The 20,972-nt window shown below is 70.9% G+C and carries 30 protein-coding genes; 15 read left to right on the top strand and 15 right to left on the bottom strand.

Annotated elements, in window-relative coordinates:
• Entirely contained in the window at window positions 1-558 is a 558-nt protein-coding gene (locus tag G6N75_RS00785; protein ID WP_165346163.1) for a cob(I)yrinic acid a,c-diamide adenosyltransferase, read from the top strand.
• On the opposite strand, the gene G6N75_RS00780 is transcribed toward G6N75_RS00785, so the two are convergent.
• From G6N75_RS00780 to ampD, 3 genes are read right to left on the bottom strand one after another with little or no spacing between them, the layout of a single operon-like run.
• The gene (locus G6N75_RS00780) at window positions 555-1,406 is read right to left on the bottom strand and encodes a cobalamin-binding protein (protein WP_165346162.1); all 852 of its coding nucleotides are present in this window, start codon (window positions 1,404-1,406) and stop codon (window positions 555-557) included. The genes G6N75_RS00785 and G6N75_RS00780 overlap by 4 nt on opposite strands.
• Window positions 1,403-2,275, bottom strand: coding sequence for a regulatory signaling modulator protein AmpE (ampE, locus tag G6N75_RS00775; protein ID WP_165346161.1), 873 nt, complete (start codon window positions 2,273-2,275; stop codon window positions 1,403-1,405). Before ampE ends, G6N75_RS00780 begins: the two co-directional genes overlap by 4 nt.
• Window positions 2,272-2,883 (bottom strand): 1,6-anhydro-N-acetylmuramyl-L-alanine amidase AmpD, encoded by a 612-nt coding sequence (gene ampD, locus G6N75_RS00770; protein WP_165346160.1) that lies wholly within the window; start codon window positions 2,881-2,883, stop codon window positions 2,272-2,274. Before ampD ends, ampE begins: the two co-directional genes overlap by 4 nt.
• 65 nt (window positions 2,884-2,948) lie before the next feature.
• Between ampD and argE the strand changes: the two genes are divergently transcribed.
• From argE to G6N75_RS00755, 3 genes are read left to right on the top strand one after another with little or no spacing between them, the layout of a single operon-like run.
• Complete coding sequence (gene argE, locus G6N75_RS00765) at window positions 2,949-4,109, top strand: acetylornithine deacetylase (protein WP_165346159.1); 1,161 nt, start codon at window positions 2,949-2,951, stop codon at window positions 4,107-4,109.
• Window positions 4,106-5,473: an adenosylmethionine--8-amino-7-oxononanoate transaminase gene (locus G6N75_RS00760; RefSeq protein ID WP_165346158.1), complete on the top strand. Its 1,368-nt coding sequence runs from the start codon at window positions 4,106-4,108 to the stop codon at window positions 5,471-5,473. The genes argE and G6N75_RS00760 overlap by 4 nt, the downstream gene beginning before the upstream one ends.
• A complete protein-coding gene (locus G6N75_RS00755) occupies window positions 5,473-6,207 on the top strand; it encodes a 16S rRNA (uracil(1498)-N(3))-methyltransferase (RefSeq protein ID WP_165346157.1) in 735 nt (244 codons plus the stop codon). Before G6N75_RS00760 ends, G6N75_RS00755 begins: the two co-directional genes overlap by 1 nt.
• Before the next feature lie 61 nt (window positions 6,208-6,268).
• Here the strand turns inward: G6N75_RS00755 and G6N75_RS00750 are convergent, their stop codons facing one another.
• On the bottom strand, window positions 6,269-6,910 hold the full coding sequence (locus G6N75_RS00750; protein WP_165346156.1) for an outer membrane beta-barrel protein: 642 nt from the start codon (window positions 6,908-6,910) through the stop codon (window positions 6,269-6,271).
• Window positions 6,911-6,950: 40 nt separating this feature from the next.
• Between G6N75_RS00750 and G6N75_RS00745 the strand changes: the two genes are divergently transcribed.
• A complete protein-coding gene (locus tag G6N75_RS00745) occupies window positions 6,951-7,547 on the top strand; it encodes a DNA-3-methyladenine glycosylase (protein WP_165346155.1) in 597 nt (198 codons plus the stop codon).
• A gap of 109 nt (window positions 7,548-7,656) precedes the next feature.
• Here the strand turns inward: G6N75_RS00745 and G6N75_RS00740 are convergent, their stop codons facing one another.
• A complete protein-coding gene (locus G6N75_RS00740; protein WP_165346154.1) occupies window positions 7,657-8,232 on the bottom strand; it encodes a DUF4287 domain-containing protein in 576 nt (191 codons plus the stop codon).
• A gap of 139 nt (window positions 8,233-8,371) precedes the next feature.
• Here G6N75_RS00740 and G6N75_RS15175 point away from each other — a divergent pair, with 139 nt between their 5' ends.
• The 4 genes from G6N75_RS15175 to G6N75_RS00720 are packed head-to-tail and all read left to right on the top strand — an operon-like array spanning window position 8,372 to window position 10,881.
• Window positions 8,372-8,527 (top strand): hypothetical protein, encoded by a 156-nt coding sequence (locus G6N75_RS15175; RefSeq protein ID WP_165346153.1) that lies wholly within the window; start codon window positions 8,372-8,374, stop codon window positions 8,525-8,527.
• A gap of 59 nt (window positions 8,528-8,586) precedes the next feature.
• A complete protein-coding gene (locus tag G6N75_RS00730) occupies window positions 8,587-10,104 on the top strand; it encodes a DUF1538 domain-containing protein (RefSeq protein WP_165346152.1) in 1,518 nt (505 codons plus the stop codon).
• Window positions 10,101-10,448 carry a P-II family nitrogen regulator gene (locus tag G6N75_RS00725; RefSeq protein ID WP_165346151.1) on the top strand — a complete coding sequence of 116 codons (348 nt, stop codon included), beginning with the start codon at window positions 10,101-10,103 and terminating at the stop codon, window positions 10,446-10,448. The genes G6N75_RS00730 and G6N75_RS00725 overlap by 4 nt, the downstream gene beginning before the upstream one ends.
• Before the next feature lie 19 nt (window positions 10,449-10,467).
• Window positions 10,468-10,881, top strand: a complete 414-nt coding sequence (locus G6N75_RS00720) for a CBS domain-containing protein (RefSeq protein ID WP_165346150.1) — start codon at window positions 10,468-10,470, stop codon at window positions 10,879-10,881.
• 2 nt (window positions 10,882-10,883) lie between these two features.
• On the opposite strand, the gene G6N75_RS00715 is transcribed toward G6N75_RS00720, so the two are convergent.
• Entirely contained in the window at window positions 10,884-12,326 is a 1,443-nt protein-coding gene (locus G6N75_RS00715) for a protein adenylyltransferase SelO (protein ID WP_165346149.1), read from the bottom strand.
• A gap of 124 nt (window positions 12,327-12,450) precedes the next feature.
• Here G6N75_RS00715 and G6N75_RS00710 point away from each other — a divergent pair, with 124 nt between their 5' ends.
• Together G6N75_RS00710 and G6N75_RS00705 are read left to right on the top strand one after the other, a co-directional pair.
• Window positions 12,451-12,744: a hypothetical protein gene (locus tag G6N75_RS00710; protein WP_165346148.1), complete on the top strand. Its 294-nt coding sequence runs from the start codon at window positions 12,451-12,453 to the stop codon at window positions 12,742-12,744.
• Window positions 12,745-12,751: 7 nt separating this feature from the next.
• Window positions 12,752-13,543 (top strand): ADP-ribosylglycohydrolase family protein, encoded by a 792-nt coding sequence (locus G6N75_RS00705; RefSeq protein ID WP_165346147.1) that lies wholly within the window; start codon window positions 12,752-12,754, stop codon window positions 13,541-13,543.
• Here the strand turns inward: G6N75_RS00705 and G6N75_RS00700 are convergent.
• Window positions 13,540-14,742 carry a bifunctional alpha/beta hydrolase/OsmC family protein gene (locus tag G6N75_RS00700; protein ID WP_165346146.1) on the bottom strand — a complete coding sequence of 401 codons (1,203 nt, stop codon included), beginning with the start codon at window positions 14,740-14,742 and terminating at the stop codon, window positions 13,540-13,542. The two genes, G6N75_RS00705 and G6N75_RS00700, sit on opposite strands and share 4 nt — an antisense overlap.
• A 102-nt stretch (window positions 14,743-14,844) precedes the next feature.
• Between G6N75_RS00700 and G6N75_RS00695 the strand changes: the two genes are divergently transcribed.
• Window positions 14,845-15,591 carry a flavodoxin family protein gene (locus tag G6N75_RS00695; RefSeq protein WP_165346145.1) on the top strand — a complete coding sequence of 249 codons (747 nt, stop codon included), beginning with the start codon at window positions 14,845-14,847 and terminating at the stop codon, window positions 15,589-15,591.
• A 25-nt stretch (window positions 15,592-15,616) separates the two neighbouring features.
• Complete coding sequence (locus G6N75_RS00690; RefSeq protein WP_165346144.1) at window positions 15,617-16,096, top strand: DUF456 domain-containing protein; 480 nt, start codon at window positions 15,617-15,619, stop codon at window positions 16,094-16,096.
• Between the two features lie 13 nt (window positions 16,097-16,109).
• Here the strand turns inward: G6N75_RS00690 and G6N75_RS00685 are convergent, their stop codons facing one another.
• The 3 genes from G6N75_RS00685 to G6N75_RS00675 are packed head-to-tail and all read right to left on the bottom strand — an operon-like array spanning window position 16,110 to window position 17,807.
• Window positions 16,110-17,198, bottom strand: coding sequence for an alkene reductase (locus G6N75_RS00685; protein ID WP_165346143.1), 1,089 nt, complete (start codon window positions 17,196-17,198; stop codon window positions 16,110-16,112).
• Window positions 17,199-17,217: 19 nt separating this feature from the next.
• Window positions 17,218-17,535: a CcdB family protein gene (locus G6N75_RS00680; protein WP_165346142.1), complete on the bottom strand. Its 318-nt coding sequence runs from the start codon at window positions 17,533-17,535 to the stop codon at window positions 17,218-17,220.
• Window positions 17,535-17,807, bottom strand: coding sequence for a type II toxin-antitoxin system CcdA family antitoxin (locus G6N75_RS00675; protein ID WP_240900856.1), 273 nt, complete (start codon window positions 17,805-17,807; stop codon window positions 17,535-17,537). Before G6N75_RS00675 ends, G6N75_RS00680 begins: the two co-directional genes overlap by 1 nt.
• A gap of 83 nt (window positions 17,808-17,890) precedes the next feature.
• On the opposite strand from G6N75_RS00675, the gene G6N75_RS00670 reads away from it, so the two are divergent.
• A complete protein-coding gene (locus G6N75_RS00670; RefSeq protein WP_165346141.1) occupies window positions 17,891-18,235 on the top strand; it encodes a hypothetical protein in 345 nt (114 codons plus the stop codon).
• Here G6N75_RS00670 and G6N75_RS00665 read toward each other — a convergent pair.
• The gene (locus G6N75_RS00665) at window positions 18,232-18,687 is read right to left on the bottom strand and encodes a type II toxin-antitoxin system VapC family toxin (RefSeq protein WP_165346140.1); all 456 of its coding nucleotides are present in this window, start codon (window positions 18,685-18,687) and stop codon (window positions 18,232-18,234) included. The genes G6N75_RS00670 and G6N75_RS00665 overlap by 4 nt on opposite strands.
• Complete coding sequence (locus tag G6N75_RS00660) at window positions 18,688-18,924, bottom strand: type II toxin-antitoxin system prevent-host-death family antitoxin (RefSeq protein WP_165346139.1); 237 nt, start codon at window positions 18,922-18,924, stop codon at window positions 18,688-18,690.
• 221 nt (window positions 18,925-19,145) lie between these two features.
• Between G6N75_RS00660 and G6N75_RS00655 the strand changes: the two genes are divergently transcribed.
• The gene (locus G6N75_RS00655; RefSeq protein ID WP_165346138.1) at window positions 19,146-19,661 is read left to right on the top strand and encodes a hypothetical protein; all 516 of its coding nucleotides are present in this window, start codon (window positions 19,146-19,148) and stop codon (window positions 19,659-19,661) included.
• Window positions 19,662-19,668: 7 nt separating this feature from the next.
• Here the strand turns inward: G6N75_RS00655 and G6N75_RS00650 are convergent, their stop codons facing one another.
• The 3 genes from G6N75_RS00650 to G6N75_RS00640 all read right to left on the bottom strand — a co-directional run bounded on the left by G6N75_RS00650 (window position 19,669) and on the right by G6N75_RS00640 (window position 20,919).
• The gene (locus tag G6N75_RS00650; protein WP_165346137.1) at window positions 19,669-20,058 is read right to left on the bottom strand and encodes a PIN domain nuclease; all 390 of its coding nucleotides are present in this window, start codon (window positions 20,056-20,058) and stop codon (window positions 19,669-19,671) included.
• Window positions 20,058-20,249: a type II toxin-antitoxin system VapB family antitoxin gene (locus G6N75_RS00645; RefSeq protein WP_165346136.1), complete on the bottom strand. Its 192-nt coding sequence runs from the start codon at window positions 20,247-20,249 to the stop codon at window positions 20,058-20,060. The genes G6N75_RS00650 and G6N75_RS00645 overlap by 1 nt, the downstream gene beginning before the upstream one ends.
• Window positions 20,250-20,325: 76 nt before the next feature.
• The gene (locus G6N75_RS00640; RefSeq protein WP_165346135.1) at window positions 20,326-20,919 is read right to left on the bottom strand and encodes a 3'-5' exonuclease; all 594 of its coding nucleotides are present in this window, start codon (window positions 20,917-20,919) and stop codon (window positions 20,326-20,328) included.
• Between the last annotated feature and the right edge of the window lie 53 nt (window positions 20,920-20,972).

The raw sequence follows: 20,972 nt of genomic DNA, 5'->3' as shown, positions 1-20,972 counted from the left end.
ATGGGACATCGGCTCAGCCGCATCTATACGCGCACCGGCGACGACGGCACCACCGGCCTGGGCGACGGCACGCGCGTGCCGAAGGACGACCTCCGGGTCGAGGCCTTCGGCACCGTGGACGAAGCCAACAGCACGGTGGGCATGGTGCTGGCCGTGCCGGAGCTCCCGGACTCGATCGTCGAGTGCCTGACCCGCGTGCAGCACGACCTGTTCGACCTCGGCGGCGAGCTCTGCATTCCCGGCTACACCGCCATCACGCCGGCTTACGTGGCCCGGCTGGAGCGCGAGCTGGACGACTTCAACGAGCCGCTGCCGCCACTGAAGGATTTCATCCTGCCCGGCGGCGGCCCGGGGGCCGCGGCCTGCCATCTCGCCCGCACCGTGACCCGGCGGGCCGAACGGCGCGTCTGGACGCTGGCGCAGCGCGACGACGTCAACCCGGAGGCGTCGCGCTACCTCAACCGGCTGTCCGACCTGCTGTTCGTGCTGGCGCGGGTCATCGCCCGCCATGAGCAGGGCTCGGAAGTGCTCTGGCAAAAGGGCCTGAACCGGGACTAGGGCCGGGCCTGGTCCAGCGCGGCACAGACCGCCCGCGCACCGTCCAGGATCCGCGGCGAGGGCCGCGCCAGCAGGTCGCCGGGCACGGTATAGAGGTGGCCGCCGGCGACCGCCGCCACGCCGCTCCAGCGGCGCCACTCCGCCAGCTCGGCGGCCTGCCGCTCCGCCGCGAGAATCACCTCGGGATCACGCGCCACCACGGCCTCCAGGCCGACGGCCGGCGCCAGCACCGCCTGGTCGCCGAAGATATTCCGCCCCCGGCACAGGCTGATCACCTGGCTGATCACCTGGCGGCCGCCGACCGTGTAGAGCGGTCGCCACGACACCTGGTAGAAGACCCGCAGCTCGGCCTTGCCGGCCTGTTCGGCCCGCAACTTGGCCAGTTCCGCGCGATAGCCGGCGGCGGCAGCCGCCGCCGCCTCGGAGGTCCCCGCCAGGCGCCCGATGGCCTCGAGCTGCGCCCCGATGTCGGCCAGCGTCTCGACGCCGAAGGTCACCAGCCTAAAGCCCTGTCCTTCGACCTGGCGCAACACCCGCGCGGGATTGCCGCCCTCCCAGCCGAGCACCAGGTCGGGCGCCAGCCCCACCAGGGTCTCGAGGTCGACCTGGAAGGCGCTGCCGACCCGCGGCAGGGCCGCCGCGCCAGGCGGATAGTCGCTCCAGTCGCTGACGCCGACCAGGCGCTCGCCGGCGCCCGCGGCATGCACCAGCTCGGCCAGGTGGGGCGCGAGGGTGACGATGCGCTGCGCCGGCGGCGGCTCGGCCGCGGCCGCCGCGCCGGGCGACCAGGTCACGATCAGCGGTGCCAGCGCGAGGACCAGCGCCGGCCAGCGTCGCCGGCCGGTCACGGCATCCAGCCGACCAGCGTCAGCACGGCGATGAGCGTGATCCAGATATAGAGCGCCCGGCGCACCAGTCCGCGGGTGGCCTCCACGGCGTCCACGCTGCCCGGCGCCGGGCAGCGGCGGCGGATGGCGCCGATGCCCGCCGCCGCGACGATGTTCTCGCTGACCCGGAAAAAGCCGGCCGAGGTGCGCTGGTAATAGGCGCGCCACTCCTCGAAGGCGTCGTCGAAGCTGCCCGCCACCGCGTAGGACAGGGCCAGCGCCCGGGCCGGCAGCCAGGTCACGAGGCCGAAGATGCGCTCGCCGGCCCGCGTGGCCGCGCCGCCCTGCCCGGTGGTATGCACGTGCCGGCGGAACAGGTCGGCGACCCGGTAGGCCCAGGCCCCGGCCGGGCCCAGCAGCATGAACCAGAACACCACGCCGAAGATCCGGTGGTTTGCCTGGACCAGGATGGCGGCCTCGAGGCGGCGCTCGTGGGCATCGCGGGTCGCCTCGCCATCGCTCTCCCAGATCTCCCGCGCCAGGCCCTCGGCCGCGGCGTCGTCGCCGCGTGCGCGGGCCTCCAGCCAGTCGTCCACCTGGGCCAGCAGGTCCCGCGGCCCGAGGCTGAAGAACAGCACCGCGGTGGCGAAAGCAATGTAGGGCAGCCCGGCGAGCACGTCGTGGAAGGCCCAGGCGACCCAGGCCACCGGCAGCGCCGGCAGCAGCACGACCAGGATGCAGACCGGGTAGGCCAGCGCCGGGGGCACGGCCCGCATGCGGGCGGCGCCGAAGCGGAACCAGCGGTCCAGCCAGTGCAGCGAGCGGAGGTGCAGCAGCCGGGTCGCCGCCCGCTCCAGCACCAGTCCGAGTATCAGCGCGATCAGGTTCATGCTGCCCCCTTGCGCCGTCGATTATACCGGCGCGGCTTGAGCCAGCGCCGCAGGCGGTCCCAGTCGAAGGACGGCCCAGGGTCGGTCTTGCGTCCGGGCGCGATGTCGCTGTGGCCGGCCAGCCGCTCCGGCGCCAGGGTCGGGTAGGTCCGGCACAGCGCCCGGATCGCCACCGCCAGGCGCCGGTACTGGGCCGTGGTATAGGCGCCGTCGTCGGTGCCCTCGAGCTCGATGCCCACCGAGAAGTCGTTGCAGTTCTCGCGCCCCTGCCAGCTCGACGCCCCGGCGTGCCAGGCGCGGCGATGAAAAGGGACGTACTGGACGAGCTCGCCGTCGCGGCGGATCAGCAGGTGAGCGGAGACCTGCAGCGGCGCGACCGAGGTGAAATAGGGATGCGCCCGGGGATTCAGCTGGTTGGTGAACAGCGCGTCGATCCAGGGGCCGCCGAACTCGCCCGGCGGCAGGCTGATGTTGTGCACCACGATGAGGTCCAGCGTGGCGCCGGCCGGCCGGTCGTTGTGGTTCGGCGACGGCACCTGGCGGGCCGCCGCCAGCAGGCCGCTGGCGCGGTCGATGGTGAACCGGGGCCTCGGTTTGCGCTTCGCCATGGCGACAGTCTGCACCGGCGCGGGCGCGCTTGCACCCGTGGCGGCGCACCCGGATCATGCGCGGCATGAGCAAGACACTTCCCAATCTCCAGGACATGATGCGCCGGCTGGTGGCCACCCCCTCGGTCAGCAGCCTGCAGGCCGCCCACGACCAGAGCAACCGCGCGGTCAGCGAACTGCTGGCCGACTGGCTCGAGCCGCTCGGCTTCGAGGTCGGGCTGATGCCCGTGCCCGGCCTCGAGGGCAAGTACAACCTGGTGGCGCGCAGCGGGCCGGGCGAGGACGGCCTGGTGCTGTCGGGCCACACCGACACCGTGCCCTATGACGCGGCCCGCTGGACCCGCGACCCCTTCGCGGGGGAGGTGCACAACGGCCGGCTGTACGGGCTGGGCAGCGCCGACATGAAGTCCTTCCTCGCCTGCGCCGCGCATGCCGCCGCCCGCATCAATCTCGAGAAGCTCGGCCGGCCGCTGGTGATCGTCGGCACCGCCGACGAGGAAAGCGGGATGGGCGGGGCGAAGGCGCTGGTGGCCGAGGGCGAGCCGCTGGGCGCGCGGGCCGTGATCGGCGAACCCACCCGCCTGCGGCCCGTCAACCGGCACAAGGGCGTGCTGCTGGAGCGGATCCGCATCGAGGGCCGCAGCGGCCATGCCAGCGACCCGGCCGCCGGGCTCAACGCCATCGACGGCGCGATGGCCGCGATCGGCGCCCTGCACGCCTTCATCGACGGCCGCGCCGAGGAGTTCCCGGCCGCGCACTTCCCGGTGCCCGGCCCGACGCTGAACATCGGCGCCATCCGCGGCGGCGACAACCCGAACCGCATCTGCGCCAGCTGCGAGCTGGACGTGGACCTGCGGCTGGTGCCGGGAATGCGCTGCGACTCGCTGCGGCGGGACCTGCGCGCGGCGGTGGCGCGCGCGCTGGAGGGCAGCGGCTTCGAGCTCAGTTTCACCGTCCTGTTCGACGGCCTCGACCCGCTGGCCCCCGGCGCCGAAAAGGCCCTGGCGCAGGCCTGCGAGCATGCCTCCGGCCACAGTTGCGGCGCGGTCAATTTCGGCACCGAGGGGCCGCTGTTCCAGCAGCTGGACATGGAAGTGGTGATCTGCGGTCCCGGCGACATCGCCGTGGCGCACCAGCCGGACGAGTCCATCAGCGTGGCCGAGGCCTACCGCGCCGTGGACGTGCTGGAGCAGCTGGTCCGCCAGTTCTGCAGCCAGGCGGCATGAGCGCGCGCCGCGACGCCAACGCCGGGCTGGTGGCGCGCGACCTGGCCTGCGTCTGGCATCCCTGCACGCAGATGAAGGACCACGAGTGGCTGCCGCTGGTCCCGATCCGGCGCGGCGCCGGCGCCTGGCTGGAGGATTTCAACGGCCGCCGCTACCTCGACTGCATCAGTTCCTGGTGGGTCAACCTGTTCGGCCACGCCAACCCGGTGATCGCCAACGCGGTGCGCCGCCAGGTCGAGTCGCTCGAGCACGTGATGCTGGCCGGCTTCACCCACGAGCCGGTGGTGGAGCTGTCCGAGCGCCTCGTCGGCGTCACGCCCGAGGGGCTGACTCGCTGCTTCTATGCCGACAACGGCTCCTCGGCCGTCGAGGTCGCGCTGAAGATGAGCTTCCATTACTGGCTCAATCGCGGCGAGCCGCAGCGCAAGCGCTTCGTCGCGCTGGAGAACAGCTACCACGGCGAGACGCTCGGCGCGCTCGCGGTGGGCGACGTCGCGCTGTACAAGGAGACCTACCAGCCGCTGCTGATGGAGTGCCTGCTGGCGCCCTCCCCCGACGCCTACCTGCGCGAGGCCGGAGAATCGCCGGCGGCGTTCGCGCGCCGGCGCGCGGGCGAGCTCGAGGCGCTGCTGGAGCGGCACGCCGGCGAAGTCTGCGCGGTGATCATCGAGCCGCTGGTGCAGTGCGCCGGCTACATGCGCATGCACGACCCGGCCTACCTCGCCGAGCTGCGGGCCATCTGCGACCGCCACCGGGTGCACCTGATCGCCGACGAGATCGCCACCGGCTTCGGCCGCACCGGCACCATGTTCGCCTGCGAGCAGGCCGGCATCGCGCCGGACTTCATGTGCCTGTCGAAGGGCCTGACCGGCGGCTTCCTGCCGCTGTCGGTGGTGCTCACCACCGACGAGGTCTACGGCGCCTTTTACGACGAGTACGCGACCCTGCGCGCGTTTCTCCACTCCCACAGCTACACCGGCAACCCGGTGGCCTGCGCGGCGGCGCTGGCGACCCTGGACCTGTTCGCGGCCAGCGACGTGCTGGAGCAGAACGTCGCGCGCGCGGCGCAGATGCGCGCCGGCGTGGCGGAGCTCGAGGACCATGCGCATGTCGGCGACATCCGCCAGCACGGCATGATCCTGGCCATCGAGATGGTCCGGGACCGCAACACGCGCGACCCTTACCCCTGGCAGGAACGCCGCGGCATCCGGGTCTACGAGTACGGCCTCCGGCACAACCTGCTGCTGCGGCCGCTCGGTCACGTGGTCTATTTCATGCCGCCCTACGTGGTGGACGAGGAAGAGATCGCCCGGATGACCCGCGGCGCCATCGACGGCATTCACCACGCCACGCGGGAGGCGTGATGTCACGCACGCCAAGGATCTTCGTCCACGACCCCCTCGCCACGGGCCAGCGCCTGGTCCTGGAAGGCGAGGCCGCCGCGCACCTGGGCCGGGTGTTGCGAGCGCGCGCCGGCGAGCCGGTGACCCTGTTCGACGGCAGCGGTCCCGAATTCGCGGGCGAGATCGTCGAGGCCACCCGCCGCAGCGTGGCGGTCTCGGTCGGCGCGCGCCGCGAGGCCGACCGCGAGTCGCCGCTGGAGCTGGTGCTGCTGCAGGGCGTGTGCCGCAACGAGCGCATGGACTGGGTGGTGCGCAAGGCCACCGAGCTCGGCGTCAGCGCCATCCGCCCGGTGCTCACGGCCCGCTCCGTGGTGAAGCTGGATCCGGCGAAAGTGGCGCCGAAGATCGAGCACTGGCGGGCCATCGCCATCAGCGCCTGCGAACAGTGCGGCCGCAACACCCTGCCCGACATCCTGCCGCCGCTGCCGGTGCCGGCGGCGCTGTCGGCACATGCCGGCGCCACCGGCGTGCTGCTGGAGCCCGAGGCCGACGGCGGGCCGGGATCCCTGGGCCGGCCGCCGGGGCCACTGTGCCTGCTGGTGGGACCCGAGGGCGGGCTGGACGAGCGTGAACGCAAGGCCGCACGGGCGGCCGGCTACCGCGGCATCCGGCTCGGGCCGCGCATCCTGCGCACCGAGACCGCGGCGCTGACCGGGGTCGCCCTGCTGCAGGCCTGCTTCGGCGACCTGGGCTGATCAGGGACCGGTCCTGGGGACTGTCCCCGTCCTGGGGACAGTCCCCAGGACCGGTCCCGAGTCAGAACCGCCAGCGGAAGCCCGCGCTCGCCTCGGCCTGGAACACGCTGCTGCCGCTCGACTCCAGCAGGCAGCCGCCCTGCCCGCCGATGCTGGTGCAGAACAGCCGGGTGTCCTGGTCGATGAAGGTCAAATAGCCGCGCACCCCGAAATCGATGGCGAGGCGCTCGGTCACCGGCACCCGCAGGCCGGTCCCGAGGCTGACCGACAGGTCGGTTTCGGCGCCGAAGCCGTCCGCCTTGAAACGCCCCGCGCCGATGGTCAGCGACACGAAGGAGCGGTAGCGCGGCTCGTCGCCGAACAGCAGCGTGCCGCCGACGTGGTAATACTCGGCCGAGATGCCGGGCGCGCCGGGCCCGAAATCACCCCGGTCCAGCCGGGTCGACTGGCGCGAATAAAGAAACTCGTAGAAGGAGTCCGGGTCCCGGTACAGGCCGAGGGACAGTCCCCAGCTGCCGCTCTCTTCCAGGTCCACCTCGCGCTCCGCGGGCGTGTCGGCGCCCGCCGTGAACTCGCCGCCAAGGCGCCAGGCGCCGAAGGCGCCGACCTCGAGGCGCGACTCGGCCGCTGTCGCCGCCGGCGCGGCCACGACCAGGGCCGCCGCCACCATCCATGAGATGCTCTTCGGCGCTTGCTGCGACATCCGCTATCCCCTGCTGCAACGAGGGGATTAGCATACGCCCGTGACCCGCCTGTCCCGCAAGTTCTACCAGCGCGACGCCACGACCCTGGCCCGCGCCCTGCTCGGCCAGGTGCTGGTGCGCGTGCTCGACGACGGGACCCGCCTGGCCGGGCGCATCATCGAAACCGAGGCCTACCTGGGCGTCGAGGACAAGGCCGCGCACAGCTACGGCGGCCGGCATACGCCGCGGAACGCCGCCATGTGGGGGCCGGCCGGACACGCCTACGTGTACTTCATCTACGGCATGCACTACTGCATGAACGTGGTGGCGCGACGGCCCGGGGCGCCGGAAGCGGTGCTGCTGCGCGGGCTGGAGCCGCTCGAGGGGCTGGAGTTCATGCGCGCCCGCCGCGCCGGCCGCATCCCGGCGGTGCGGCTCGAGCCGCGCGATCTCTGTTCCGGTCCCGCCCGCCTGGCGCAGGCGCTGGCCATCGACCGGGCGCTGGACCATGCCGACCTGGTCACCGGGGAGGCGCTGTTCATCGAGCGCGGCCGGCGGGTGCCGCCCGACCGCATCGTAGCGACCCCGCGCATCGGGGTCGGCTACGCCGAAGAGTGGGCACAGCAGCCGCTGCGCTTCGTGCTCGCCGGCGCTTGAGCGGCACGGCCGCTTCAGCGGCCAGACGACCTACTACTTCGTAGGCGGCGGGGCGGGCGTGGTGCTCGGCCTGCTGCTGGCCATCTTCGGCATCCGGGGCAGTCGCTGATCAACCCGCAGCGTCGTAGGCCTTCCGCACCCAGGACAGGAGTTCGGGCGTGACGTCGCCGGCGCTGTCGAGCCGGATCTTGTAATCGCACATGCTCTTCGGCGGCAACGCCACCAGGCCGCCGGTGGGCTCGACGTCTTTCAGGTTTATGCCGACCTCGACCTGGGTGTTGGTCGCCGGGCCGATCATGGCGAACTGCTTCTTGCGCCGCAGGCTGACGTAGGTCTTCTTGGGCGCTTCCTCGAAGTCGCCGAAACCCCGGATGGCCTTCATCAGCCGGTCGTGGACCGGCCGCAGGTGCGCCTTGTTGCCGCTGTAGAGCGCGTCCACGGCGGCGGCCGGCGTGGCCGGCCCGGCCTGCCCCGCGGCCGCAGCATCGAGCTTGCGCACGTGGTGCGCGAGCAGGTTCGCGTCGCCGTGGCCCATGCCGAATTCGCGCTTCAGCAGCGCCACCTGCTCGCCGTGTTTCGCCAGCCCGCTGGCGCGCAGCATTTGCGCCAGGTCGTGAAGGCTGCGGCCGGTGCGTTTTTCGATGTTCGCGAGCTGGGTCGCGACAGCCTTTTCGAGGTCGGTCATGTCTGTTCCCCCTGGCGGCCGACTGTACTCCGTTTTTTGCGCTTCTGCGCAACGGCTGGCCAGTGCGCTGCAGCATGCGATGCATGCTGCAATGCGCTTTCATCCAGCCGGGGGAAAATGCCGACAGGGGGAGACTGCGATGGCGATTCGATACCTGAAGATCCTGCTGGTCATCTTCGGCGCGCTGCTGTGCCTGCTGTACGCGACACACAACCTCGTGAGCCTCCAGGCCGCGTTCCAGTACACCATGCGGCTCGGGCTGGTGCTGCTGTTCGTGAATATGTACGACACCTGACGCCGGCGCCGGCATGGTATCTTTGCTCCCGGCGGGCCACGTGCACTCAGGGAGCGGCAGTGACTCAGTTCAAGGACTTCCTCGACCTGCTGGCGCACTCCTTCCGCAACCTGCTGCCCATCATCATCGTCGTCGGCGTCTTCCAGGCGCTGGTGATCCGCCAGGTGCCGGAGGGCTGGCTCGGGATCACCTTCGGCCTCGCCGTGGTGGTGCTCGGCATCGCGCTGTTCCTGCAGGGCCTCGAGCTCGGCATCTTCCCGATCGGCAACACCCTGTCGGACGAGTTCGCCCGCAAGGGTTCGCTGCCGCTGTTGATGATTTTCGGCTTCTGCCTGGGTTTCGCGGCGGTCATCGCCGAGCCGGCGCTGATCGCGGTGGCGACCCAGGCGGAGATCATCAGCGCCGGGCGGATCAACGGCTGGACCCTGCGGCTGCTGGTTGCGACCTCGGTCGGCGCCGTGGTGTCGCTGGGCATCGTGCGCACCCTGCTGGGCCACAGCCTGCACTGGTACATGATCATCGGCTACATCACGGTGGTCATCGTCACCTTCTTTGCTCCCGAGGAGATCGTCGGGCTGGCCTACGACTCCGGCGGCGTCACCACCAACATCGTCACGGTGCCGCTCATCGCGGCGCTGGGCATCGGCCTGGCCATGGCCGTACGAGGACGCAACCCGCTGGCGCACGGCTTCGGCCTGGTCGGCCTGGCGGTGATGGTCCCGATGATCTCGGTCCAGCTCTACGGCATCTGGGTGTACGGCTTCGGCGAGACCCAGCCGATGAGCGAGCCGCTGGCGACGGCGGCAGCGTCCGACGACATCGGGGACATCGTGACCGTGACGATGGGGAGCTTCCTGCTCGGCATGCTCAGGGACCTGGCGCTGATGGTGCGGGACGTGCTGCCGATCATCGCGGTGATCCTGTTCTTCCAGTACGCCGTCATCCGCCGGCCGCTGGCGCACGTCCGCCAGGTCGCGATCGGCTTCGCCCTGGTGATCGTCGGCCTCTACGCCTTCGTGGTCGGGCTCAAGCTCGGCCTCTTTCCCGTCGGCCGGAGCATGGCCGAGCAGCTCATCGCCCTGGACGGCTGGGTGCCCGTGTACGTGTTCGCCTTCGCCATCGGCTTCGCCACCACCCTGGCCGAACCCGCCCTGATCGCCATCGGGGGCCAGGCCGAGCGGGCCGCCCAGGGGCGGCTGCAGGCGAATGTCATCCGCCTGCTGGTGGCCGTGGGCGTCGCCGTCGGCATTACCATCGGCGTGCACCGGATCATCACCGGCGACCCGATCCACTACTACATCATGGGGGGCTATGCCGTGGTGATCGCGCTGACCGCCATCGCGCCGAAGTACATCGTGCCGCTCGCCTACGACCTCGGCGGCGTCACGACCTCCGAGGTCACGGTGCCGCTGGTGACGGCGCTGGGGATCGGCCTGGCCACCAACATCGAAGGCCGCAATGTGATGATCGACGGCTTCGGCCTGATCGCCTTCGCTTCCATCTTTCCGATAATATCCGTCATGGCTTACGCCATCCTGGTCGATTTCGTCGCCAGGCGCAGGGGAGTCTCCGCATGAAATTTGCTGCACTGGTGGCCATCGTGGCCGAGGACCTGGAGGAAAAGGCCATCGAGGCCGCGCGCAAGGCCGGCGCCGCCGGCATGACCATCCTGAGCGCGCGCGGGGTCGGCGCCGAGGAACGGAAGACTTTCTTCGGCCTGACGTACCAGGGCAGCCAGACCGTGCTGTTCTGCGTGGTCGAGAAGAAACTCTCGGTCAGCATCATGAAAAGCATCGCCGAAGAGCTCGAGTTGAAGACCAGTTCCAAGGGCGTCGTTTTCACCCTGCCGCTGGAGCACATCGCCGGCATCGACACGCGGCAGATCGAGAGCTTCGCGGAACAGATCCGCGAAGAGATCTGAGCGGGCCAGGAGAGACCACATGCTCGTCAAGGACATCATGCAGACCAACGTGGCCACCATCTCGCCGCTGGCGAACCTGCGCGAGGCGATGGCGAAGATGAAGGCCAACAAGGTCAAGTCGCTGGTGGTGGAGCGGCGCGATGAGCGCGATGCCTTCGGCATCGTCACCTACGCCGCCATCCTGCGCACCATCGTCGCCGAGGAAGGCGACATCGACCTGATCAACGTCTACGACGTCTGCAGCAAGCCGATGATCTCCGTGCCGCCGAGCCTGGACGTGAAGTACGTGGCGCGCCTGATGGTGTCGCAAAAGGTGCAGCGCCTGCTGGTGCTCGACGGCGACGACATGATCGGCATCGTGACCATGAACGACATCGTCTCCGACGTGCTCGCCCTGGCCGAGAAAGCGCACATCGACGATCCCGAGGCCTGAGCTCAGGTGCCGCAGAAGGTCCGGTAGCCGGGGTCCGGCGCCGCCGGCGGCGCGAGGAAGGCCTCGGCGGCCGCGTCTGACGCATACGGCTGCGCCAGCATGCCGCGCAGGCGCTCGAACGGCCCGAAATCCTCGCGCTCCACCGCCGCGGCGAGCGCCTCCTCGACCCGGTAGTTGCGCGGGATCACGGCCGGGTTGGCGCGGCGCATCGCGGCGGCCCGCTCCGCCGGCGCCTGCGGGTCGCGGGCCAGCCTTGCGCGCCAGTCGGCCAGCCAGGTCCCGAGCGGCTCGAGGCCGGCGGCTTCGGCGCCCGCCGCCGCGTCCGCCAGCTGCCGGAAGGTCCGGGTGAAGTCCATCCCCGCGGCCTGCATGGCGTCCAGCAGGGTCTGCGCCAGCCCGGCGTCGCCCTCCTCCGCCGCGGCCAGCCCGAGCTTCGCCCGCATCACCGCCAGCCAGTGCCGCTCGAAGCGGGACGCGAACTCGCGCACTACCGGCGTCACGCGCTCCACCGCCGCCGCCGGCTCTTCGTCCACCAGCGGCAGCAGCGCCTCGGCCAGCCGCGCCAGGTTCCACTGGGCGATCGGCGGCTGGTTCGCGTAGGCGTAGCGCCCGTGCCGGTCGATGGAGCTGAACACCGTCGCCGGGTCGTAGGCGTCCATGAAGGCGCAGGGGCCGTAGTCGATGGTCTCGCCCGAGATCGCCGTGTTGTCGGTGTTCATCACGCCGTGGATGAAGCCGATGCCGAGCCAGCGGGCCACCAGCGCCGCCTGCGCCTCGACCACCGCCTCGAGCAGCGCCAGGTACGGCGCCTCCGCCGCGCTCGCGGCCGGGTAATGCCGGGCGATGGCGTGGTCGGCCAGCGCCCGCAGGGCCTCGCCGTCCTCGCGCGCGGCGAAATACTGGAAGGTGCCGACCCGGATGTGGCTCGCCGCCACGCGGGTGAACACCGCCCCCGGCAGCGCGGTCTCCCGGAACACCGGCTCGCCGGTGGTCACGGCCGCCAGCGCCCGCGTGGTCGGGATGCCGAGCGCGTGCATGGCCTCGCTCACCAGGTACTCGCGCAACACCGGGCCCAGCGCGGAGCGCCCGTCGCCGCCACGCGAGAACGGTGTCCGCCCGGAACCCTTCAGCTGGACGTCGCGCCGGCGCCCGCCCGGGCCGGCGACCTCTCCGAGCAGCAGCGCGCGCCCGTCGCCGAGCTGCGGCACGAAGTGGCCGAACTGGTGCCCGGCGTAGGCCAGCGCCATCGGCGCCGCCCCGGCCGGCAGCTCGTTGCCGCCGAACCAGCGCGCCAGCACGGCCTCGTCCGGCGCGCCGGCCGCGCCGAGCTCGTCCGCCAGGGCATGGTTGAAGGCGACGAGCCGCGGCGCCGCCACGGGCACCGGTCCGAGCCGCGCGTAACAGCGCTCGGGCAACGCCTGGTAGCTGTGGGTGAAGGCGAACATGCCCCCATGGTACTCCGCCGCCCCGCCGCCCCGCGACGCCGACCCCGGTTAATACGGAGTCCTCTAATATCCTTTTTTCTTCATATATGGTTCATAATTCCCATGGCCGGCAGGGAGGGCCAAGATGAACTACGTGGTAGAACTCGTTCGCAAAGCCGACGGCCATGGCGTCTCGATCGAGGCCCGGATCACCACCGAGGGCGACCTGCTGCTGGTCGGCCGGGAAGAACTCCCCGTCGAAGCGCAGACCGCCGGTCCGGCCGAGCAGGAATACTGGCTGCGGGTGCCCGCGGCAGCGAAGGACGCCGCGCTGCTCAGCCTGCTCGAGAACTTCTTTGGCGGCAACGCGTTGGCGGTCTCCGACCTGCGCGCGGTACTGATCGCCACCGGGGTGCCCTGCGAACTCTACAGCCAGTGAGGTGAGCATGGATGCCATCCGCAAGCGGTTCCGTGGTTGCCTGCTGGGCGGGGCGGCGGGCGCCATGCTGGGCCAGGCCGGCGCGAACGGCGATGCCGGCTGGATGACCCTGGCGACAGCCGAGGGCCTGCTGCTTGGCTGGGACGACAGCGACGAGCTCGGCAGCGCCTGCCTGGTGCAGTCGGTGCGCCAGGCCTGCCTGCGCCGGGCCGGGCCGGCCGCCGGCGACGCCCTGGCCAGCGCGGCGCCCGTGGGTCTGTTCATGTGGCGCCCCGACGGCGCGTTCTCCATCCGCCCCGCCTTCGACCTCGCCGCGGAGCTGGCCGCGAGCGCCGACGACCAGCCCGGCCCGCGGCTCGGCGCCGGCGCCCTCGCGGCCATGGTCGCCGCGCTGGCGGACGGGATTTCGCTGCCGGGCGCGCTGGCGATCGCCCGCCACCTGCTGGCGCGCTATCCGGATCATGAGCCGGTCCTGGTGGCACTGAACCGCGCGGAGTCCTATGCCCGGGCCGGCATCGACCCGGACCAGGCCACCAGGGAGCTGGGCGCGAGCGCCCCCGGGAATGCGCTGGCAATCGCGGCCTACGGGGCGCTGGTGTCGGGCTCGTTCGCCGCGGGCCTCACCCTCGTCGCCAGGCGCCACGGCGGGGCCGACGCGGCCGCCGCGGTGGCCGGACAACTGCTGGGCGCCCTCTACGGCGTCGACGCCATTCCGGCGCACTGGCTGGCGCAAATGGAACACCGCGACCCGCTCACGGCAACCGCCGACCGCCTGGCCACCTACTGGCGCAACAGCTAGGGCTCGGCCAGCTCCGAGCGGATCTTGATCTCGCCCTCCAGCGTCCGGTGCACGGGGCAGCGGTCGGCGATCTGGAGCATGCGCTCGCGCTGCGCCGGTTCCAGCTCGCCTTCGATCGCGATCACGCGGCTGAGCTCGTGGATGTGGCCGTCGCGCTGCTCGCAGTCCGCGCAGTCCTCCGCGTGGACGCGCCGGTGCGTGACCTCGCAGCTCACCCGGGTGACCGGCAGCTTCTTGTGGCGGGCGTACATATTGAGCGTCATGACCGTGCAGCTGCCCAGGGCCGCGGCCAGGAACTGGTAGGGGTCCGGCCCCAGGTCCCGGCCGCCCTTGTCGGCCGGCTCGTCGGTGACCAGCGCATGCGGGCCGGCCTGCACGCTGCCCAGGAAGCCGTCGGCCGTCAGCCCGCGGACCCGCGCCCCGGGCGCCGGCTCGGGCGCCGGCAGTTCCAGGAAGCGGGCGGCCCAGGCCGCGATCACGTTGCCGGCATAGGTCGAGTGCTCGGAGCGCGACAACAGGTGGTCGGCATCGTCCAGGCTGACGAAACTCTTCGGGTGTTTCGCGGCGACGAAGATCTTCTGCGCCTCGCCGACCGGGACCACGGCATCGACGGGCGAATGCAGCACCAGCAGGGCCCGCCGCAGCCGCGCCAGGCGTTCGCCCAGCGGGTGCCGGCGCGCGTCCGCGACGAAATCCCGCCGCACGCGGAAACTGCGCCCGGCCAGCTCCACCTCGGCGCTGCCCTCCTCCTCGATTTGTTCCAGGCCGGAGCCGAATTGCCTGAGCACGTGCTCCGGGGACGCCGGGGCGCCCAGCGTGGCCACGGCGCGCACGCTCTCGAGCCGCTCGGCGACCGCGAGGACGGCCGTGCCGCCCAGCGAATGGCCCACCAGCAGCTGCGGCGGCGCGTAGTGCCCGGCCAGCCAGCGGGCCGCGTCCTCGAGATCGTCCAGGTTGCTGGCGAAACTGGTGTCGGCGAACTCGCCCTCGCTTTCGCCGAGGCCGGTGAAGTCGAAGCGCAGCACCGCGAAGCCCGCCCGGGCCAGCGCGCGGGTCACGTCGCGGGCCGCCCGGATGTTGCGCGAGCAGGTGAAGCAGTGCGCGAACAGGGCGGTCGCGCGCCACTCGCCGCCGGGCGGCAGCTCCAGCGTGCCCGTGAGCTGGATGCCGTGGCGGTTCTCGAAGCGAAGCTTGTCCATCCGGTCTCTCCTGTCGCGCGTTCGCCGGTGTGCAATCTGCCGGCCCGGGGACTAGGGTGAAGGCTGGAACCGTTTGCGACAAGACTGACAGGGAGGCACGACATGAGCCTGAACGACCGCCAGCGCGCGCTGTGCGCGGAGCACGACTACGATTTCGCCGGCCTGTCCGCGCTCTTTTTGAACTGCACCCTGAAGCCCAGCGGCACCCTGTCGCACACCGAGGCCCTGATCGGGGTCGCGCGCGAGATCATGGCCGCCAACGACATCGCCACCGAGGTGCTGCGCCCGGTCGACTACGAGCTGGCGCCGGGGGTGTACCCCGACATGACGGAGCACGGTTTCGAGCGCGACGACTGGCCGCAGCTGAGCGCGAAAGTGATGGCGGCCGACATCCTGGTGGTGGGCACGCCGATCTGGCTCGGCGAGGAGAGCTCCGTGTGCCGGCGGCTGATCGAGCGGCTCTACAGCGAGTCCGGCAAGCTCAACGACCAGGGCCAGTACGCCTTCTACGGGCGCGTCGGCGGCTGTGTCGTCACGGGCAACGAGGACGGCGTCAAGCACTGCGGCATGACCGTGCTCTACGCGCTCCAGCACCTCGGCTACACCATCCCGCCGCAGGCCGACTGCGGCTGGATCGGCGAGGCGGGGCCCGGCGCCTCCTACGCCGACGAGGGCTCCGGCGGCCCGGAGAACGATTTCACCCAGCGCAACACGACCTTCATGGCCTGGAACCTGATGCACCTGGCGCGCCTGCTGCGGCAGGCCGGCGGCATCCCGGCCCACGGCAACCAGCGCAGCGCATGGGAGGCCGGCTGCCGCTTCGACCATCCCAACCCCGATTACCGTTGAAGCCGGCGCTGGGTATCATGACGGCATGACCGTCCTGCTGTGGATTCTGGCCGTCGTCCTGGTCCTGGTCGGGCTGGCCGGGCTGGTGCTGCCGGCGCTGCCGGGCCCGGTGCTGCTGTTCGCCGGGCTGCTGGCTGCCGCCGCGGCGGAGGGCTTCGCCTTCGTCGGGACCAAGACCCTCGTCACGCTGGCCCTGATGGCGGTGCTGGCGCTGGTGGCCGACTTCGTCGCCGGCGCGCTGGGAGCGAAACGCTACGGCGCCTCGCCCCGCTCCGTCGCGGGCGCCGCCATCGGCGCCGTGATCGGGATCTTTTTCGGCTTCGCCGGCCTGCTGCTCGGCCCGTTTGTCGGCGCGCTCATCGGCGAGCTCGCCGACCGGCGCGACCTGGTGGCGGCAGGCCGCGCCGGCTGGGGCGCCACCCTCGGGCTGGTCATCGGCACCGCCGCGAAGATCGCGCTCGGCTTCACCATGATCGGGCTGTTCCTGCTGGTGCGCTTCCTCTGAGCGCGCGCCGGCCTCAGCCGGCGAACGGGTAGTCCGTGTAGCCCTGCGGCCCCGGCGTGTAGAAGGTGTCGGGATTCGGCGTGTTCAGCTCCAGGCCCTCGCGCCAGCGCCGCGGCAGGTCGGGGTTGGCGAGGAAATCGCGGCCGACGGCGATGAGGTCGGCTTTGCCGGCGTCGATATCGGCCAGCGCCCGCTCCGCGGTGTAGCCGCCGCAGCGGATGACCGGCCCGCCGAACTGCTCCGCCATGGCCAGCTTCAGGGCCTCCGGCACCTCCGGCGCGCCGCTCGCGGAGTGGTCGACGAGATGGACATAGGCCAGCCCCAGGCGGCCGAGCTCGCCGGCCAGCGCGGTGTAGTCCGCGGCCATGGCCTCGTAATGCGGCATGTCGTTGAACACGCCGAAGGGCGACAGGCGGATGCCGACGCGCTCGCGGCCGATGGCCGCGGCCGTCCGCTCGGCAACCTCCAGTGCGAAGCGGGCGCGGTTGGCGAACGACCCGCCGTACTCGTCCTCGCGCCGGTTGGAGGTCGGGCGGAAGAACTGCTCGATGAGATACCCGTTCGCGCCGTGGAGCTCGATGCCGTCGCAGCCGGCCGCGACCGCGTTCCTGGCGCCCTGCACGAACTCGGCCTGGGCGTGCGCGATGTCCTCGGCGGTCATGGCCTCGGGCTGCGGCAAGGGCTGCAGGCCGGCCGCGTCGGTATACATCTGGCCCCGGGCCGCCACGGCCGAGGGCGCGAGGACCTGGGCGTCGGCGGGCAGGTTGCGGGGATGGCCGATGCGGCCGGTGTGCATCAGCTGCATGAAGATCTTCGCCCCGCCGGCATGGGCGGCCGCGGTGACGGCGCGCCAGCCCTCGACCTGGGCCGGCGAGAAGATGCCGGGGATGCGCGGGTAGCCCAGCCCGTTCGGCGACGGCGAGGTGCCCTCGGTGATGATCAGGCCGGCCGAGCTGCGCTGGCCGTAGTACTCGGCCATCAGGGCGTTGGGCACGTTGCTTTCGGCCCGGCTGCGGGTCAGCGGGGCCAGCACGATGCGGTTCTGGAGTTCCAGCGGGCCGAGGCGGCAAGGCTGGAACAGGGGATGGTCGCTGCGGTTCATGGCGTCTCTAGTCTAGCGGTCAGTAGCCGGTGACGAGGAAGTCGAGCGCGGCGAGAATATCATCGCGCCGGCTGGACAGGTCCGCGACGCTTTCGCCGAGGAGGCGCCGGGGGATTCCGGCCAGTTGCGGCGCGAGCATCACGTAGTCCGTGCCCTCGAGCCGGAGCACCGGCGTCAGCTGCGTCATCGGGGGGGCCGGCAACCGGGTCGCCGGGGCCAGGGGAACCACCACGCGAGTCCCGAGCTCCGCCAGCAGGTCGTTCTGCACGTCCAGCAAAAGGGGGAAACGGTCGCGCGTGGCAGGATTCGGGTTGCGGTAGACCACGAACTGCGGCATCAGAAAGAACGCAGACCGTCGCTGAATACGCCCTCGCCTTCGACGAGCTCGTTGTAGCCCTCGATCGCCGCCCGGTTCGCGGCCAGCCACTCCGCCTGCTCGCGCTTTTTCATCTCGCTCACCAGCGCCACCTCCAGCGTCCTGGAGAGGTTGATCTTCAGCGCCCGGGCCCGGTGCAACAAGTCCGAATTAACGGTCAGGTTGACGGCTTTCCTCGGTGCGTCGGCATCGAATACCGTGGCCATCGGCATCACCTTGTCGCGATAGACCATCACAGCATACGCATCCCTACCCGCATCGTCCATGCGCATTTTGGGGACTGTCCCCGGGACAGTCCCCAGCGTCGTAGTATCCTGTGCAGCGCAACATCAACCCGGACGGAGCCATGCACGCCTATCTCATCAATCCCTTCCAGCAGACCATCGAGCAGGTCGAGATCGAACCCTCGCTCGACGCCATCCGCGAGCTGGTCGGCTACCAGACGATCGACTCCGACGAAATCGCCCGCAGCGACGACCGGCTGTTCTTCGACGAGGAGTGCTTCATCCGCTCCCAGCCCCAGCCCGGGCGCTTCCGCCTCGACACCCTGCCGCCGGTGGCCGGCATCGGCATGGTGGTCGGCGGCGGGCCGGACGAAGGCACCCTGGCCTCGCCGGGCCTCACCCTGGACGAACTCAAGGACCGGGTGCAGTTCAGCTAGCGGCGGCGCGGCTTGCGGGCGCGGCCGGGCCCGATTCGCTCCACCTGCAGGCCGAAAGACACGGCGGCCCCGGTCATGACCGCATCGGCCGTCACCAGGCGCGCCTCGTGCCGGACCGCGCAAGCCAGGTGCAGCGCATCCAGCACTCGCAGGGCCGTCTTCCTCGCCAGCAGCCACTCGCGGGCGCGCGAGTAGTCGCCCGGGCCAGGCTCCACCACCTGGAAACGACCCGCGCGAACATCTTCGCGAAACGCGTTCTCGATCTGCCCGGCCTGCCCCTCGTCGAGTTCTCTCAGGCGCATCCAGCGAGCCAGTGCCGAGGCCACCTCGAGCTCGCTCAACCGGCTGAGCAGCACGGGCTCCCGTTGCGCCAGCAACAACCTCTCCACCACCGCGCTGGTCGCCTCCTCGCGGTAGAACGGCAACAGCGCGCTCGTATCGAGGTAAAGCACTCAGTAGCGCTCCTCGTCGCGGCCGGCCCGGGCCTCCGCGGCAGCCGGTCTTTGCATCGGCGGGAGAGCGGCGCGCAATGCCTCGCGCGACTGGAAGGCGATCTCCCCCCGCCCGGCCGGCACCAGCCGCGCCACCGGCCGCCCGTGGCGCATGATCACCACTTCCTCACCCGCCGCCACGGCGTCGAGGAGGCGGGACAACCGCTCGCGAGTTTCGCGCACATTCACCATGGTCATCGCCGATCCCCAAAGGTGTACACGTTTAAGTGTACACATCGTCCACCGGCAGCTCCAGTACCGGATCCCATAGTTGCGGCGCGAACCGCCGCGGGGAAGAGCGGTTATCCATGCCGGTCGGGCGCAAATGCACGGCCCGCCGCCGGGGATGCCCCCCAAGCGGACGAAATCCACGCGGCCCGGCCCGACGAAAGCGCCGACAGGTCCCCGGGGAATCCCACATGTCGCACCGCCTCGCCTGCCTCGCCCTCGTCCTGCTCCTCGCCGCACCGGCAGCCGGGGCGCGGCCCGCGTGGTTCGGCGAGGAGGACCGCTTCCGGGTCGCCTACACGCCGCGCGTGTTCCATGTCACCAACGACGATGACTTCGTCGACTGGAACCACGTCGTCGCCGCCGAGTTCATTACCCCGCGCCACGTGTTCTGGAACGCCGACCGCAGCCACTTCGGCGCGGCGGTGTTCGACAACTCCTACGGCCAGTTCTCGCAGACCATCTATTACGGCCTGGAGTGGGACTGGAAGCCGGCCTGGGGCGGGGAGTTGTTCTGGGCCGTGAGCCTCGGCCTGGTGCACGGCTACAAGGAACCGCACGAGGACCAGCTGCCCCTGAACAACGCGCTGGGTGTCGGCGTCACCGTCGTCCCTGCGCTGGGCTGGGAGCGGCGGCGTCTCGGCTTTGCGGTGAGCCTGAGCGGCAGCGCGGTGGCGCTGCGGGCGAGCTGGAGGTTCGGCGGCTGAAACAGGTTCAGGCGCGCTTCAGCCCGAGGAACTCGACGAAGGGGTCGAAATCCCGGTCCGCGTACAGCAGCGGCAGGGCCTCGGCAATACAGAAGCTCGCGATCACCGCGTCGGTCGTCTTGCGGACGGTGACGCCCCGCTTGCGCAGCGCCCGGTAGTTGTCGGCCACCCTCGGCGCGCGATTGCGATCCAGCAGCTCAAACACCGGCAACCCTTCGAGGAGCTCACGCGCAACACGGTAGTCGCGATCGCGCCGGAAGCCCTGCAGGACCTCGACCAGGATCAGGTCACCGACGGCGACGGGCTCCGTCCCCAGCAGGCCATCCAGCACGTCAGCTGCCCGCGTCGGCGCGCCGTTGAAGTAATCGATCCAGACGCTGGTATCGACCAGCACCATCAGTCCGTTCTCATGGCCTCGAGGTCACCCGTCCAGCGCAGCTTGCCGCGGAGGCCGCGAATGCGCTCCTGGCGCTTGAGCTGGACCAGGGTCTTCAACCCCAGCTCTACCACCTCCCGCTTGCTGCGCGCGCCCGACACCCGCAGTGCTTCGGCCATCAGCTTGTCGTCGATCACGATATTGGTTCTCATGCGCGGGCCTTTAATGTGTATAGATCGCCTGGGTGATACACACAAGGTAGCATTTGTCGCGGGCAAGTAAAGAAACTCAGCCTTCCCCGCGCAGCGCGAAGTAACAGCGCACACAGGCCAGCACGTCGGCGGCCGCGTCATGCGCGCCGGCGAAACCCTCGCCGAAGAGATGCTCGTGGAGTTCCGCCAGTCGCGGCCACTTGTAGTCGCCGTAGCGGCCGGGCAGGCGGCAGACCTCGACCGAGGACAGCATGGTGCAGACGGTCGGCAGCGCGCCCAGCGAACGCAGCAGCTCCGGCGCCGGCGGCATGCGGCCCGCACGCACCAGCTCCGAGAACAGCACGTTGCGGTCGAAGTCCATGTTGTGCGCCACCAGCCGGAACGGCACGTGCGTCTCCAGATCCTCGGCGAGTTCGCGCAGCACGTCGTTGAGCGGCCGGCCGAACTGCAGCGCGTGGGCGGTGCTGATGCCGTGCACCTGCTCGGCGCCCCAGGGGATGGTGAAGCCGTCGGGCTGGATGACGGCGCTGCGGTGGGCCGCGACCTCGCCCGGGCCGGCGGCCACGGCCCAGCTGATCGAGACGATGCGCGGCCAGGCGTCCACCTCGCGGTAGGTGGCGTTGCGCCGGCTGGGGAGGCCGGTGGTCTCGACGTCGAAGAACAGCAGCATCGCCGCAGCCTACACCCTGCCGGGGCCGCGAAAAAGTGAGGCCCCGGCGGGTG

It is taken from the genome of Thioalkalivibrio sp. XN8 (assembly GCF_011058255.1).
Taxonomy (GTDB): domain Bacteria; phylum Pseudomonadota; class Gammaproteobacteria; order Steroidobacterales; family XN24; genus XN24.
This window is presented reverse-complemented; position numbering and strand designations above follow the sequence as displayed.

Bases quoted from the DNA above. Each gene is read 5' to 3' on its own strand.
- argE (WP_165346159.1), top strand. From the start codon at position 2,949: ATGAGCAAGACACTTCCCAATCTCCAGGACATGATGCGCCGGCTGGTG.
- G6N75_RS00720 (WP_165346150.1), top strand. From the start codon at position 10,468: ATGCTCGTCAAGGACATCATGCAGACCAACGTGGCCACCATCTCGCCG.
- G6N75_RS00645 (WP_165346136.1), bottom strand. From the start codon at position 20,249: ATGAGAACCAATATCGTGATCGACGACAAGCTGATGGCCGAAGCACTG.
- G6N75_RS15175 (WP_165346153.1), top strand. From the start codon at position 8,372: ATGGCGATTCGATACCTGAAGATCCTGCTGGTCATCTTCGGCGCGCTG.
- G6N75_RS00675 (WP_240900856.1), bottom strand. From the start codon at position 17,807: ATGGTCTATCGCGACAAGGTGATGCCGATGGCCACGGTATTCGATGCC.
- G6N75_RS00710 (WP_165346148.1), top strand. From the start codon at position 12,451: ATGAACTACGTGGTAGAACTCGTTCGCAAAGCCGACGGCCATGGCGTC.
- ampD (WP_165346160.1), bottom strand. From the start codon at position 2,883: ATGGCGAAGCGCAAACCGAGGCCCCGGTTCACCATCGACCGCGCCAGC.
- G6N75_RS00685 (WP_165346143.1), bottom strand. From the start codon at position 17,198: ATGAACCGCAGCGACCATCCCCTGTTCCAGCCTTGCCGCCTCGGCCCG.
- G6N75_RS00785 (WP_165346163.1), top strand. From the start codon at position 1: ATGGGACATCGGCTCAGCCGCATCTATACGCGCACCGGCGACGACGGC.
- G6N75_RS00740 (WP_165346154.1), bottom strand. From the start codon at position 8,232: ATGACCGACCTCGAAAAGGCTGTCGCGACCCAGCTCGCGAACATCGAA.
- G6N75_RS00755 (WP_165346157.1), top strand. From the start codon at position 5,473: ATGTCACGCACGCCAAGGATCTTCGTCCACGACCCCCTCGCCACGGGC.
- G6N75_RS00640 (WP_165346135.1), bottom strand. From the start codon at position 20,919: ATGCTGCTGTTCTTCGACGTCGAGACCACCGGCCTCCCCAGCCGGCGC.
- G6N75_RS00760 (WP_165346158.1), top strand. From the start codon at position 4,106: ATGAGCGCGCGCCGCGACGCCAACGCCGGGCTGGTGGCGCGCGACCTG.
- G6N75_RS00715 (WP_165346149.1), bottom strand. From the start codon at position 12,326: ATGTTCGCCTTCACCCACAGCTACCAGGCGTTGCCCGAGCGCTGTTAC.
- G6N75_RS00655 (WP_165346138.1), top strand. From the start codon at position 19,146: ATGTCGCACCGCCTCGCCTGCCTCGCCCTCGTCCTGCTCCTCGCCGCA.
- G6N75_RS00705 (WP_165346147.1), top strand. From the start codon at position 12,752: ATGGATGCCATCCGCAAGCGGTTCCGTGGTTGCCTGCTGGGCGGGGCG.
- G6N75_RS00725 (WP_165346151.1), top strand. From the start codon at position 10,101: ATGAAATTTGCTGCACTGGTGGCCATCGTGGCCGAGGACCTGGAGGAA.
- G6N75_RS00700 (WP_165346146.1), bottom strand. From the start codon at position 14,742: ATGGACAAGCTTCGCTTCGAGAACCGCCACGGCATCCAGCTCACGGGC.
- ampE (WP_165346161.1), bottom strand. From the start codon at position 2,275: ATGAACCTGATCGCGCTGATACTCGGACTGGTGCTGGAGCGGGCGGCG.
- G6N75_RS00660 (WP_165346139.1), bottom strand. From the start codon at position 18,924: ATGACCATGGTGAATGTGCGCGAAACTCGCGAGCGGTTGTCCCGCCTC.
- G6N75_RS00695 (WP_165346145.1), top strand. From the start codon at position 14,845: ATGAGCCTGAACGACCGCCAGCGCGCGCTGTGCGCGGAGCACGACTAC.
- G6N75_RS00690 (WP_165346144.1), top strand. From the start codon at position 15,617: ATGACCGTCCTGCTGTGGATTCTGGCCGTCGTCCTGGTCCTGGTCGGG.
- G6N75_RS00680 (WP_165346142.1), bottom strand. From the start codon at position 17,535: ATGCCGCAGTTCGTGGTCTACCGCAACCCGAATCCTGCCACGCGCGAC.
- G6N75_RS00750 (WP_165346156.1), bottom strand. From the start codon at position 6,910: ATGTCGCAGCAAGCGCCGAAGAGCATCTCATGGATGGTGGCGGCGGCC.
- G6N75_RS00650 (WP_165346137.1), bottom strand. From the start codon at position 20,058: ATGGTGCTGGTCGATACCAGCGTCTGGATCGATTACTTCAACGGCGCG.